General features: G+C 70.9%; 12 protein-coding genes. 5 read left to right on the top strand and 7 right to left on the bottom strand.

Features of this window, described 5'->3' with window-relative positions; all coding sequences use genetic code 11:
• Genes hemQ through hemE form a run of 4 tightly spaced genes read right to left on the bottom strand, consistent with a single transcriptional unit; the run spans nt 1 to nt 3,557 of the window.
• Nucleotides 1-645 (bottom strand): hydrogen peroxide-dependent heme synthase, encoded by a 645-nt coding sequence (gene hemQ, locus ACQPYZ_RS15985; protein ID WP_433169697.1) that lies wholly within the window; start codon nt 643-645, stop codon nt 1-3.
• A gap of 47 nt (nt 646-692) precedes the next feature.
• Entirely contained in the window at nt 693-2,102 is a 1,410-nt protein-coding gene (hemG, locus tag ACQPYZ_RS15980) for a protoporphyrinogen oxidase (RefSeq protein WP_433168900.1), read from the bottom strand.
• The gene (locus tag ACQPYZ_RS15975) at nt 2,099-2,590 is read right to left on the bottom strand and encodes a GNAT family N-acetyltransferase (protein ID WP_433168898.1); all 492 of its coding nucleotides are present in this window, start codon (nt 2,588-2,590) and stop codon (nt 2,099-2,101) included. The genes hemG and ACQPYZ_RS15975 overlap by 4 nt, the downstream gene beginning before the upstream one ends.
• Nucleotides 2,574-3,557, bottom strand: coding sequence for a uroporphyrinogen decarboxylase (hemE, locus tag ACQPYZ_RS15970; RefSeq protein ID WP_433169696.1), 984 nt, complete (start codon nt 3,555-3,557; stop codon nt 2,574-2,576). Before hemE ends, ACQPYZ_RS15975 begins: the two co-directional genes overlap by 17 nt.
• A 206-nt stretch (nt 3,558-3,763) precedes the next feature.
• Here hemE and ACQPYZ_RS15965 point away from each other — a divergent pair, with 206 nt between their 5' ends.
• Both ACQPYZ_RS15965 and ACQPYZ_RS15960 read left to right on the top strand, forming a co-directional pair.
• Nucleotides 3,764-4,366 carry a DUF3000 domain-containing protein gene (locus tag ACQPYZ_RS15965; protein ID WP_433168896.1) on the top strand — a complete coding sequence of 201 codons (603 nt, stop codon included), beginning with the start codon at nt 3,764-3,766 and terminating at the stop codon, nt 4,364-4,366.
• A complete protein-coding gene (locus ACQPYZ_RS15960) occupies nt 4,363-5,628 on the top strand; it encodes an HRDC domain-containing protein (RefSeq protein ID WP_433168894.1) in 1,266 nt (421 codons plus the stop codon). Before ACQPYZ_RS15965 ends, ACQPYZ_RS15960 begins: the two co-directional genes overlap by 4 nt.
• On the opposite strand, the gene ACQPYZ_RS15955 is transcribed toward ACQPYZ_RS15960, so the two are convergent.
• The 3 genes from ACQPYZ_RS15955 to ACQPYZ_RS15945 all read right to left on the bottom strand — a co-directional run bounded on the left by ACQPYZ_RS15955 (nt 5,612) and on the right by ACQPYZ_RS15945 (nt 9,733).
• Complete coding sequence (locus tag ACQPYZ_RS15955; protein WP_433168892.1) at nt 5,612-7,426, bottom strand: DUF2264 domain-containing protein; 1,815 nt, start codon at nt 7,424-7,426, stop codon at nt 5,612-5,614. The two genes, ACQPYZ_RS15960 and ACQPYZ_RS15955, sit on opposite strands and share 17 nt — an antisense overlap.
• A complete protein-coding gene (locus tag ACQPYZ_RS15950) occupies nt 7,396-8,436 on the bottom strand; it encodes a glycoside hydrolase family 43 protein (RefSeq protein WP_433168890.1) in 1,041 nt (346 codons plus the stop codon). The genes ACQPYZ_RS15955 and ACQPYZ_RS15950 overlap by 31 nt, the downstream gene beginning before the upstream one ends.
• Before the next feature lie 88 nt (nt 8,437-8,524).
• On the bottom strand, nt 8,525-9,733 hold the full coding sequence (locus ACQPYZ_RS15945; RefSeq protein ID WP_433168888.1) for an ROK family transcriptional regulator: 1,209 nt from the start codon (nt 9,731-9,733) through the stop codon (nt 8,525-8,527).
• A gap of 176 nt (nt 9,734-9,909) precedes the next feature.
• On the opposite strand from ACQPYZ_RS15945, the gene ACQPYZ_RS15940 reads away from it, so the two are divergent.
• The 3 genes from ACQPYZ_RS15940 to ACQPYZ_RS15930 are packed head-to-tail and all read left to right on the top strand — an operon-like array spanning nt 9,910 to nt 13,198.
• Nucleotides 9,910-11,310 (top strand): sulfatase-like hydrolase/transferase, encoded by a 1,401-nt coding sequence (locus tag ACQPYZ_RS15940; protein WP_433168886.1) that lies wholly within the window; start codon nt 9,910-9,912, stop codon nt 11,308-11,310.
• A gap of 2 nt (nt 11,311-11,312) precedes the next feature.
• Nucleotides 11,313-12,287 (top strand): ABC transporter permease, encoded by a 975-nt coding sequence (locus tag ACQPYZ_RS15935; protein WP_433168884.1) that lies wholly within the window; start codon nt 11,313-11,315, stop codon nt 12,285-12,287.
• Nucleotides 12,284-13,198, top strand: a complete 915-nt coding sequence (locus ACQPYZ_RS15930) for a carbohydrate ABC transporter permease (RefSeq protein ID WP_433168882.1) — start codon at nt 12,284-12,286, stop codon at nt 13,196-13,198. The genes ACQPYZ_RS15935 and ACQPYZ_RS15930 overlap by 4 nt, the downstream gene beginning before the upstream one ends.
• Nucleotides 13,199-13,212 lie beyond the last annotated feature (14 nt).

Here is a 13,212-nt window from a genome sequence, read left to right as displayed (position 1 = left end):
TCAGGCCAGGTTGGCGACCAGCTCGCCGAGCTCGGTCCGCTTGCCGGTGTAGAACGGCACTTCCTCGCGCACGTGCCGGCGCGCGGTGGACGCCCGCAGGTCGCGCATCAGGTCGACCATCCGGTGCAGCTCGTCGGCCTCGAACGCGAGCATCCACTCGTAGTCGCCGAGGGCGAACGAGGCCACCGTGTTCGCCCGGACGTCGGGGTACCCGCGGGCCATCTTGCCGTGCTCGGCCAGCATGAACCGGCGCTCCTCGTCCGGCAGCAGGTACCACTCGTAGGACCGCACGAACGGGTAGACGCAGACGTAGGCCCGCGGCTCCTCGTCGGCCAGGAACGCCGGGATGTGGCTCTTGTTGAACTCGGCCGGACGGTGCAGCGCGAGCTGCGACCAGACCGGCGACAGGTGCCGCCCGAGCCGGGAGCGCCGGAGCGCGTGGTACGCCTTCTGCAGCGCGTCCGAGGTCGGCGCATGCCACCAGATCATGAAGTCGGCGTCCGCCCGGAATCCTTCCACGTCGTAGATCCCGCGGATGACCACGTCGTCGGCCTGCAGCTTGGCGACCAGGTCGGACAGCTCGGCGGTCAGCTCGTCGCGGTCCGCGTCGCCCAGCGGGGTCTCCACCTTGAAGACCGACCACATGGTGTACCGGATCACATTGTTGAGCTCACGCGCCTTCGGCTTCTCTGTCACGGTGCCATTGTCTCCAATGCCGCCAGGTGAGCCTGCACCCGGGTTGCCGCCCGGCCGCCCGACGCGACGCACGCAGCGATCCCGACACCCCGGTACGCCGCTCCGCACACCGCCAGACCGGGCTCGGCCGCGACAGCCTGCTCGACCCGATCCACCCGGCCCAGGTGCCCGACGGCGTACTGCGGGAGGCCGCCACCCCACCTGGTCACCAGAGACCCCACCACGGGCGCCTGTAGTCCGACAGCGCGCCGCAGGTCCGCGGCAGCCAGCGCGACCAGCTCGTCGTCGGACCGCTGCAGCACGTACTCCTCACCGAGTCGTCCGACCGAGGCACGCAGTACGGCCAGCTCTCCCCCGGCGTCACTCGACCACTGCCACTTGGCGTGCGAGTACGTCGACGCCTTGATCGTCCGCCCCTCGACCGACGGCACGAGGAAACCGGACCCGGTCGCCGCCTCCGGCCAGTCCCGCTTGCGGACCGCGAGCGTCACGATCGCCATACTCGCGTACTCGATCGACGCCAGCTCGGTCGACGCCGCGGGCACGAGGCCGGCCAGCATCCGCGCCGCGGGCGCCGCGGGAGCGGCGACGATCACCGCGTCCGCGGTCAGGTACGTCGGTGCCGGCACCGGCCCGGCCTCGAGCCCGAAGCCCTCCGGTCCACGGGTGAGCTTGCGGACCGCGAGCTTCCGGCGGATGTCCACACCGCGGGCGGTCAGGTCCTTCTCCAACGCCTCGATCAGCCGGTTGACGCCGCCCACGATGCCCGCGAACACGGGCTGCCCGGCGCGCTTCTGCCCGGCCGCGCGCAGCTCGGCCGTCGCGGCCAGCAGGCTCGGCGCGGTCTGGAGCTTCGCATACAGCTCGGGTACGGCGGCCGCGAGCGAGATCTCCTCCGCCCGGCCGGCGTACACCCCGCCGAGCAGCGGGTCGACCAGCTTGTCGGTGACCGCGCTGCCCATCCGCTCGGCCACGAACCGGCCGATCGCGACGTCCTCCGCCAGCGCAGGCGACGGCAACTCTGCCTCGTGCGCGACCTCCTCGGCCGCCTCGGGGCCGAGTACGTCGGCCGTCGCGGACGGGTCGACCGGGACGCCCATCACCGTCGGCGGGATCGCCCGGATCCGGTCGCCGATCCACAGTCCGGCCGAGGTGGTCGCCGGGTGGACGAGGTCGTCGCCGAGCCCGACCGCCTTGATCAGGTCGATCGCCTCCGGCCGCCGGGCCAGCACCGACTCGGCGCCCAGGTCCACCGGCACGCCTTCGAGCTCGGCGCCGGCCAGCTTGCCACCGAGCCGGGGCGCGCCCTCGAGCACGGTGATCCGGGGCGGATTCGGGCCGGTCGCCAGCGCGTGCGCGGCCGCGAGCCCGCTGATCCCGCCGCCGACCACGACGACCGAGGTCACGAGCCCTCCAGCGTCAACTCGTAGTTCTGGTGGTCCTCACCGACCCGGCGGAAACCGGCGCGCGTCAGCACCGTCTGCGAGGCGACGTTGGTTGCCGACGTCCCCGCGCGCAGCGTCGTCAGCCCGTACTCGGAGGCGGCCAGCCCGGCGAGCGCACGCACCGCCGCCGTGGCGAGACCCTTCCCGGCCGCCTTCTCCGCGATCCGGTAGCCGAGCTCGGCCGAGCCGTTCTCGAGGTCGACCAGGTTCACCCGGCCGACCACGGCTCCGGCGTCGTCGACGAGCACGTGGAACCGGCAGATCCCGGCGTCCTGCTCGGCCAGCAGCGCCGCGAGCCGGGCCGGGAACTCCTCGAAGAACGCGTCCCCACGGTCGGTGATCGACTGCGCGAAGTACGCCCGGTTCTCGAGCTCGAAGGCCAGGACCGCGTCGGCGTGCCCGGCGGTCAGCGGTTCGAGCGTCACGTCGTGGTCAGGCAGCCGGTACATGCGCCGACTTCTCCTGGACGTAACGGACGACGCGGTGCAGGACCTCGGGGTCGGCGTCCGGCGGTACGCCATGGCCGAGGTTGAAGATGTGGCCGGGGGCCGCCGCGCCTTCCGCGAGGATCCGGTCGAGCTCCGGCTCCAGCGCGTCCCAGCCGGCGAACAGCAGCGCCGGGTCCAGGTTGCCCTGCACCGGCTTCGGCCCCGATCCGGCCGCGCTGATCCGCCGTACGGCCTCGTCCAGCGGGACCCGCCAGTCGACCCCGACGACGTCCGCGCCCGCCTCGCTCATCAGGCCGAGCAGCTCGCCGGTGTTCACGCCGAAGTGCAGCCGCGGGACGCCGTACGACGCCAGCGCGTCGAACACCTTGGCCGAGTGCGGCTGGACGAACTCGGCGTAGTCGCGGGCCGAGAGTCCGCCCGCCCAGGAGTCGAACAGCTGGATCGCGGACGCGCCCGCCTCGATCTGCACGGTCAGGTACGCGATCGCCACGTCGGCGAGCCGGTCCGCCAGCGCGTGCCACAGCTTCGGGTCGCCGTGCATCAGCGCCTTCGTCTTCGCGTGGTCCTTGCTCGGCCCGCCCTCGACCAGGTACGACGCCACGGTGAACGGCGCCCCGGCGAAGCCGATCAGCGGGGTGCCGCCGAGCTCGGAGACCAACTGCTTCACCGAGTCGGTGGTGTACGGCACGTCCGCGGGCGTGACCGGGCGGACCGAGTCCAGGCCGGCCGCGTCCCGGACGGGCACGGCGACGACCGGGCCGACGCCGGGCTTGATCTCGATGTCGAAGCCGACCGCCTTCAGCGGCAGCACGATGTCGGAGAAGAAGATGGCCGCGTCGACGCCGTAACGGCGTACCGGCTGCAGCGTTATCTCGACGACGAGGTCGGGACGCATACAGGACTCGAGCATCGTGGTGCCCGCACGGATCGCCCGGTACTCCGGCAACGAGCGCCCCGCCTGCCGCATGAACCACACCGGCGTGTGCGGACCGCGCTCACCCCGGGCAGCCAGCAGAAACGGAGAGCGATCCAGCGAGGGCGAAGTCGAAGACACACCGCGATGATCCCACGCAGCCTCGACCACGCTGACACGGAGGCCCGGCCAAAGCACCGCGAACAGTTACCGGCGCGTCGAGGGCAGCGTCGGTGTGTAATCAGTCGTAGGCTGCCAGCATGGGTGCCCGCAAGCAGGTCGACGCGCCACCCGCGGAGTTCGCCGAGGCAGTGTCGCAGTTGCGCGGTGCCCGGTTCCGGCCCGAGGTATTCGTCGAGGAGATGCCCGCACCGCAGCGGATCGCACCGCATGCGGCGGCGGTCAGCGCCGACGTGACGGTCGACGGCGACGACATCGCCACCGGCCGGCTGGTCATCCTCTACGACCCGGACGGGAACGACGCCTGGCAGTCGACCTTCCGCTGTGTCGCGTACGTGCGTGCGGCCGTCGAGCCGGAGATGGTGACCGACGCGCTGCTCGGCGGCGTGGGCTGGACCTGGCTGATGGAGGCGCTCGCCGACCGGGGTGCCGACTTCCTGGCGCCGAGCGGTACCGTCACCAGGGTGGTATCGGAGAGTTTCGGCGGCATGGCCGACGACGAGGCGACGGCGGAGATCGAGATCCGCGCGTCCTGGAGTCCGGTCCCGGGAGCCGCTGGCGCCGTGGACGTGACCCGGCACGCGGAGGCGTGGGGCGAGGTGCTCTGCACGGCGGCCGGCCTGCCGCCGGTGCCGCCGGGGGTGGTGGCGATGCCGACCCGGCGCGGACAGCGGGGCCGATGAGCCCGGCCGAGACCCAGCAGCCGCCAGTCCCGGACGACCCGACCGCGCACCTGCCCCTGCTCGAGCTCCGTGACGGCCTGTCCGACGTCGTCGACACCGACTCCGCGCTGACCGACGTGGTCGAGGCGTTCCGGTCCGGCACCGGCCCGGTCGCCGTGGACGCCGAGCGCGCCTCCGGTTACCGGTACTCCCACCGCGCGTACCTGGTGCAGCTGCGCCGCGAGGGCGCCGGCTCGGCCCTGGTCGACCCGATCCCGTTCGGCGACCTGTCCGCGCTCGGCGACGCGATCGTCGACGCCGAGTGGATCATCCACGCGGCCAACCAGGACCTGCCCTGCCTGGCCGAGGTCGGGATGGTGCCGCGAACGGTGTTCGACACCGAGCTGGCCGGCCGCCTGCTCGGGTACCCGAAGGTCGGGCTGGCCTCACTCGTCAGCGAAGTACTCGGCTACCGGATGCGCAAGGAGCACTCCGCCGCCGACTGGTCGACCCGCCCGCTGCCCGGGCCGTGGCTGGTGTACGCCGCCCTCGACGTCGAGATGCTGATCGAGCTCCGGGACGCGATCGAGGTGGAGCTGCGCCGCGAGGGCAAGTGGGACTGGGCCGTGCAGGAGTTCACCGCGATCCTGTCCGCGCCCCCGCGGGAGGCGAAGCCGGACCCGTGGCGGCGGACGTCGGGGATGCACCGGGTCCGCAACCGCCGGAGCCTGGCCGTGGTCCGCGCGCTGTGGGAGGCCCGCGACCAGATCGCCGAGGCCGCCGACATCTCCCCCGGCCGGATCCTGCCGGACGCCGCGATCGTCGAGGCCGCGTCGGCGATGCCGGCCGACCGGGACACGCTGCAGCGGCTGACCGCGTTCAAGGGCCGCGGCGCGCACCGGCACATGCGCACCTGGTGGGAGGCCATCGACCACGCCCGCCGGCTGCCCGACTCCCAGCTCCCCAAGCAGGGCCCGCGGTACGACGGCCCGCCGCCGGCCCGCGCCTGGGCCGACCGCGACCCGGACGCGGCCGCCCGGCTGTCGGCCGCCCGCGCGGCCGTCGGCGAGATCGCCGAGGCCCACCGCCTCCCGACCGAGAACCTGATGGCCCCGGACACGATCCGCCGGCTGGCCTGGGCGCCCCCGGCCGACCTGACGCTCGACGTGGTCGGCAACTTCCTCCGCGACCACGGCGCCCGCGAATGGCAGATCGCCCTGACCGCCGAAGTCCTCACCGAAGCCATGTCCGCCGAGGCCCGGGCCGCTACTCCGCCAGACTGACGAGATCCTGCCGACCGTCGGGCCAGGTGACGACAACCGTGGCACCGTCGATGCCGGCGGTGATCTGGTCGTCGTACTCGGAGTCGCCGAGGACGACGAGCGCGGCGTAGATGCGTCCCGGCTCGAGCGCTGCCTCGACCCAGGGCGTGACCGACACGTCACCGAAGGCGTTCACGCCGTGGCGGGTCGTGGAGCCCTCCTGCCACTCGCCGATCAGGGGCCTGACGGTGGACGCCGGCCCGCAGGTCGCGTAGCCGGAGATCGTCAGCGCGAGCGACTCCCCGTCGTACTCTCCGTCGACGCGGACGATGCGGACTTCGAAGGGGCCGCGGACGACGGACGCGGTCACGACCGTCAGGCCGACTTCCGCCTCGCCGAAGTGCACCGGGAAGCGACTGACCGCCACGTGCGGGGTCAACGTCAGCACCGTGATCGGGCGTCGCTGCGACCACCGGCCGTCGGCAGTTCGGATCGCGACCTGGCTGTCCGGGCGCTCCTCGGCGCCGACCAGGTCAGGCGCGGTGGTCGTCGAGTAGCCGTGCCGGGAGTAGAGCGGATCCTCCAGGCCAGGCTCCGGTCCGGCATGGTCCGTGCCGTGATTGACCACCCGCACGATGCCGTCGGCCGTCGTACCCGAGATGAGCCACCCCGGCGGCCGCGCCACCACGGCGACGTCCGACTGCTCGAGGCGCAACGGCTCCTCGCGGTCGGTCCACACCGGATGGGTGGGTGGCAGCACGAGGCCTGCGAAACCCAGACCGGCCCAGTACGGCGATCCCGGGCCGGAGTACGACTGCCGCATCGGCGGGAACGCCGTACGCCAGCCGAGACCCAGGAGACCGCGGTCGTCCCAGGCACCGGCCTCGACGAACCAGCGCAGGATGCCGCTCGTCAGCCGCCGGGTCGCACCCGGCCGCAGCGAACCGGCGTCGAAGATCGCGCCGGCCCAGAACGGAGCGGCGGTCGCAAACCTGTACACCAGCGAGCGACCCTGATGAAGAGGTGCGCCGTCGGATCCGACCAGATGCTGGGCCGTGTCCAGGTACTGCCGCAGCCGGTCCCGGTAGCCGTCGAGCAGGTCCGAGCCCGACATCCGGCAGTACCAGAGCGAGAACAGGTGCATGACCCAGCCGTTGTACCAGTCGTAGTGCGTGGCGCGGCCGGAGCGGAGACCGTCGGTGTACCAGCCGTCGCCTTGGTAGAACGTGTCCAGCGTCGCGATGTTCTCCTGGATCACGCCGTCGTCGCAGGGCCCGCCGACCGAGCGCAGGAAGGCCAGCGTGACGTTCTGGAACCAGAGCCAGTTGCTCGCCGGGTAGGTGACCTCGAGTGCGGGCGCCATCCACTCGACGACCTGCGACCGGGTCCGGTCGTCGAGTTTGTCCCACACCTGCCGGCGAGACTCGTGCAGAGCGATCGCCATCGCGGCTGCCTCGACGCGCGGTTGGCCGAAGTCGGTCAGCCGCGGCCAGGCCTCGGGGGACGAAGGATCCGCGCCCGCGGCGAGACCTTCGGCGTACCAACCGGCGTGGTCGTGCGGGTCCTCGTCCGACCCGGCGAGCCGGAACCCCGCGGTGAGAAAGGATCGGGCGAAGCCCTCCAGCCCGTCACTGGCCGGCCCGGACCTGGACGGCGGGCCCGGGAGATCCAGGCTCGCGTGACCGGGACTCCCGAAATCCCTGAGCGCCAGCAAGGTCCGGTCGGCGATCGTCCGCCAGTGCTCGTGCGTCCAGCCGGTGTACGGCGACAGCTCGCGATCGTCGTCCGTCAGTCGCTGGGAGTGCCGTCGTACACCCATGGCCAGCCCTCCGCGTCCCAGTGCAACTCGTCCATCATGAGTTTGCGCGTCTGCACCGACGGCAGTTGGTTGCCGTCGGCGTCGTACCACGGGTACCCGTGGTAGAAGAGCATCTGCCGCTGCTGCCCGCCGATGCGGACGTCGGCGACGAACTGGTGGCCAGGCGACGCGACCCGGTCGTCGCCGCGCAGGATCGGTTCCCGGTGCTTGCCGGCGTCGAAGTTCCCCGTCGGAGACGTGGCCCGGCCGACGCCGACCGCGTAGTTGCCGTTCCAGGTGTACAGGTTCCCGCTGTAGAACAGGTAGTACAGACCGTGCTCGGGCCGGTAGATCATGGTCGGCCCTTCGACCGAGTTGCCCTCCCAGGGCAGCGTCACATGCATGATCTGGGTCGCTGGCCCGACTCTGGTCAGCCCGTCCGGCGAGAGCTTGCCGATCGAGATGCGCTTCGTGAGGGTTCCCTGGATGTCGTCCTTCCAGATCAGGTACCTGGTCCCGTCCCGGTCGAGGAACATGCTCGCGTCGATCAGCGAGTAGTCCGGCTCACCGGCGATCGGCGTCGGGTCGAGGACCCAGCCCGACTCGAGGTCGTCGGACGTGGCGACGTAGATCTTGTTGAACTGGCCGGGCGCCGTCCGCATGTTGAAGTAGGCGACCCACTTCCCGTCGATCTCGTACACCTCCGGCGCCCAGAAGTCGACGTACCCGGCGGGCGGCTCGACGAAGCGGCCGAGGTCCTCCCAGGTGTGGCCGGCATCGCGCGACCGGTACTGCTTGAGTCCGGTGGTGAACGCGTACCAGGTGTTGCCGCGGACGACGATCCCGGGATCGGCGGCCGGACACTCGTGCAACGGGTTGGGATAGGCACCGGGGCCGCTCCGTGACGGGCACGGCACCGCCGCACCCGCCCTGCCCGCTGGACCCGCCGGACCCGCCGACGCCGGGACGATGCCACCGGCGGCCAGGCCCAGGGCCGCGACGGCCGCTGCCGCACGGACCAGAACTCGCATGATTCCTCCGTAGCTGGGAGTCGATGACGGTCGAGACGCGGCAGCGGACCCGAGCCCCGCACACCGGAACGTCCGGACGTGCGGGCCGCTACCGCGTCCTCGTGGTCTCCTGAACCGGTGAGATCGGGTCCCCGACCGTGCCGAGCATGTCGGTGAGTACGAGCGCGGCCGCGCCGAGCGCACCGCCCCGGGCACCGAGGCGACCGAGCCGGATCACCGGCGGCGCGAACGGCAGCCGCCGGTCGGTGACCTCGCGCAACGGACCGACGACGAGCTCTCCTGCCCGCATCGTCGAACCGCACAGCACCACCAGCGGCGAGTCCGTCACGCACAGGGTCGCCGCGACGACCGCACCCAGGCTGCGGCCGGTGCCGGCCAGTACGTCGGCCATGGTCAGATCGCCCGCCAGCGCCTCGTCGATGACGACGTCGGCGTCGACGGCCGACAACGGCACACCACCGAGGCGCCTGCGTCGGGACTCGCGGAGGCGGGCGACGGCCGCGCGGGCGATGCCCGCGGCACCGACGACCTCGGAGGCCTTGACGGGTGTCACGCCACCGTTGCCGTCGCTCAGGTCCAGGATCATCCGGCCGACCGCTCCGGCCCCGCCGTCGCCGCCGGTGAACAACCGGCCGCCGGTGATCACCGCGCCACCGAGACCCTCGTCCAGCACCAGGCACAGCAGGTCGGTCGCGCCCTGGCCGGCGCCGAACAGATGCTCGCCGACGGCCACCGCGTGCGCGCGGTTCTCGGCGACGACCGGAAGCTGGAACCGCTCGGCCAGGAAGGCGTGCAGGTCCACACCGGTCCAGTCCGGCGCCTGCTGCGGAAGGAACAGCCCCGGCCGCGACCGCTGCATCCGGGTCGGCACGGCGACGCCGAGGCCGGTCACCCGGTCCGGCCGCTCCACCCGCGCCAGCAGCTGACGGACCACGCGTTCCAGCGTCCGTTCGAACCGCCGCTGTCCGTCCGCGAGATCGCAGTCCGCCGACACCTCGGCATGAACCCGGCCAGACAGGTCCGACACCACCGCCGAGATGTGCTGCCGACCGACACTCACTCCGACGGCCAGCAGTCCGTCCATGCGGACGCCGTACAGGATCGGCCGGCGGCCACCGGACGACGCGCCTTCACTGACCGGCACGACGACACCCTCGGCCTCGAAGTCGGCCAGGATCTCCGAGATCGTCGGCACGCTCAGACCTAGGTCACGAGCGAGCGCCGCCTTGGACAACGGGCCGTCGGCCCGCAGCCGACCGAGCACCTGCGCCCGATGCTCGTCCCTCACACGTCGCACGCGACCCACTTTCTCAACCCGTCTGAAGAAGTGCTTCCCCTCATGATCCGGGCGCAGTGGACGGCCGTCAACATCCCTTACAGAAAAGGCAGAATCTTTCCTTCGGTGTTGACGACCCCGTGTGCCGGTGCCACGATGAATAGATCTTCTTAAGGAAGGTTGCAGAAGTGACCTCGATGCGCGAGAAGAGTCCCAACATCCTGTTCCTGATGTCCGACGAGCACCGCTACGACGTGGCGGGCTTCGCCGGCGATCCGGTGATCAGGACGCCGACTCTGGACCACCTGGCCGCGACCGGTGTGGTCTTCGACAACGCCTACACGCCGTCACCGGTCTGCATTCCGGGCCGGCAGAGCCTGATGGCGGGGCAACTGCCCCGCACCACCGGCTGCCTGCGCTACGGGCAGGATCTGCCCCCAGGGCACAACACCCTCGCGCGCACGCTGGCGCGGCACGGCTACGCGACAGTTGCCTGCGGCAAGCTTCACCACCGGGGCATCGACCAGATGCAGGGCTGGACCCGCCGGATCGGGTCCGACATCACCGTCGGCCAGGACTTCGTCGCCGACCCGGCCGCCGAGTTCGCCGAGCGGGTCCCGCCACTGGGCACCGTGAAGTGGAGTGACGCGAAGGAGGTCCGGCGGGCCGGGATCGGCCGGGGGCCGCTGGTCGCCCAGGACGAGTACACCTTGACCGGCGCCCTGGACTTCATCGAGGAGTTCTTCACCGATCCGTACTACGACCGGGCGAGTCCCGGCCGGCCGGTGCTGCTCAAGGTCAGCCTGAACCAGCCGCACTACCCGTACCTCGCCGACGCCGAGCGCTTCACCTACTACCTCAACCGCGTCACGCCGTACCTGGACGAACCGCCGTCGGACCATCCGTTCCTCCGGCAGCGTCAGGTCCGGCCTGGCATCGACGCCGGCGAGGACGAGATCCGCCGGGCCACGGCGGCGTACTACGCGATGGTCGAGAACGCCGACGCGATGTTCGGGCGGGTGATCAGGTCGCTGGAGCACCAGGGCCAGGACCTGGACGACTGGGTCGTCGTCTACACCTCCGACCACGGCGAGATGCTGGGCCAGCACGGCATCTGGGAGAAGCAGAAGTTCTACGAGGCGAGCGTCCGGGTGCCGCTGATCGTCCGCTGGCCGCGCCGCTTCGGCCACCGGCGCACCGACGCGAACGTCAACCTGTGCGACCTCTACGCGACCCTGTGCGAGCTGGCCGGACATCCGGCACCGGACGACCTGGACAGCCGCAGCCTGGTCCCGTTGCTGGACGGAGGGCCGGTGAGCGGACCGGACGAGTCGGTCTCCCATTTCGGCGACACCAACCTGATGATCAAGCAGGGCAGCCTCAAGTACCAGTACTACGGCGAGTCCATGCCGGAGGTCCTGTTCGACCTCGAGGCGGATCCGTCCGAGCGACAGGACTTCGTCGACGCGCCGCAGTACCGCGAGTCGGTCGAGCGTTTCCGGCTCAGGCGCGCCGCTCTCGGCTACGGCCCGGACGCCGACCCCGCCTACCGCAACGCCGGTTACACAGCGGCCCGCCCTACCGCGGGAAGGAGCTGACCGTGGCCCTGACCACCGATAGAAGGCCGGCGCCGACGTCGGCGCAGGCCGCGTCCGAGGGACCTCCGACGAGCTGGTTCGCCCGGCTCAAGCGGGACTGGGGGCTGCTCGTGTTCGCGGTGCCGGGCCTCCTGGTCTTCCTGATCTTCCACTACGTCCCACTGCTCGGGAACGTGATCGCGTTCAAGGACTACCAGCCGTACCTCGGCATCCAGCAGAGTCCCTGGGTCGGCCTGTCGAACTTCTCCCTGATCTTCAGCGGCGACCCCGAAGTACTCAACGCGCTGAAGAACACGCTGATCCTGACGGTGCTTCAGGTCGCGTTCGTGTTCCCGGCGCCGATCATCCTCGCCCTGGTGCTGAACAGCCTGCTGTACGAGCCGATCAAACGCGTCGTGCAGAGCGTGCTGTACATGCCGCACTTCCTCTCCTGGGTGATCGTGGTGGCGATCTTCCAGCAGATCCTCGGGAACGCCGGACTGCTCAACACCTACCTGCGGCAGAAGGGCCTCGAGCCGATCGAGATCATCGGCAACCCGGACGCGTTCCGCGCGCTGATCACCTCGCAGGTCATCTGGAAGGACACCGGGTGGGGGACGATCCTGTTCCTGGCGGCGCTGTCCCGGGTCGACCAGCAGCAGTACGAGGCCGCCGCTGTCGACGGCGCCTCACCGATGCGCCAGCTGTGGCACGTCACGTTGCCGGCCTTGCGCCCGCTGATCATCCTGCTCGGCATTCTGCGCCTCGGCGACTCGCTCAGCGTCGGCTTCGAACAGATCCTGCTGCAGCAAGGCGCCGGCACCGAGGTGACCGAGGTCCTCGACACCTACGTCTACCACCACGCCTTCCAGCAGGGCGAGTGGGGCGTCAGCGCCGCGGTCGGCCTGGTCAAGGGACTCATCGGCCTCGCACTGGTCCTCGGTGCGAACAAGGTCGCCCACCTCTTCGGGGAGGACGGAGTGTATCGGACCCGATGAACACCACAGCCCGTACGACGACCCGCGGCCGGTCGCCCGCGGCGGCACCTGCGTCGGTTCCTGCCCAGATCCTCAAGGCGATCGTGCTGATCGTCGCCTGTGCGCTCGTGGTCATGCCGTTCGTCTCGGTGGTCTCGACCAGTCTCGCCGACCAGCAGCAGATCACCGACACCGGCGGCTACGTGCTCTTCCCCGACAACCCGTCGCTGTCGGCGTACCACGCCATCCTCGCCGGTGGTGTGGTCGCCCGGGCGCTGCTCGTCAGCGTCGGCATCGCCGTGGTCGGAACGCTGCTCGGCCTCACCGCCACCTCCGCGATGGCGTACTCGCTGTCACGGCCGGGCTCCTTCGCCCACAAGCCGATCCTGATGACCGTCCTGCTCACCATGCTGTTCAGCCCCGGCATCATCCCGAACTACCTGCTGATCAAACAGCTCGGCCTGCTCAACAGCTGGTGGTCGCTGATCCTGCCGGTGATGGTCACCGGGTTCTCCGTGATCGTGCTGCGCTCGTTCATGATGGGGCTGCCGCAGGACATCCTGGAGTCCGCCCGGATCGACGGCGCCAACGACCTGCAGATCTTCGTGCGGATCATCCTCCCGTTGTCGAAGGCCGCGATGGCCGTCATCGGGTTGTTCTTCGCCGTCGGGTTCTGGAACTCGTGGTTCAACGCCCTGCTCTACATCAACGACCCGTCGAAGCTGCCGCTCCCGCTCGTGCTGCGCACGTACGTCGTCGACAACGCCAGGCTCGGCGCGGAGCAGCTGTCCGCGGAGACCGGTGCGCTGCCGCCGGCCCAGTCGCTCCAGATGGCGATTCTCGTCATCTCGCTCGTCCCCATCCTGCTCGTCTACCCCTTCCTGCAGCGCCACTTCACCAAGGGCGTGCTGGTCGGCGCCGTCAAGGGCTGACGCGCCGGCCTCGA

Source organism: Kribbella sp. CA-247076, from assembly GCF_050942445.1.
GTDB lineage: Bacteria > Actinomycetota > Actinomycetes > Propionibacteriales > Kribbellaceae > Kribbella.
The sequence above is the reverse complement of the archived record's forward strand: the minus strand, read 5'-3'. Positions and strand labels throughout refer to the sequence as shown.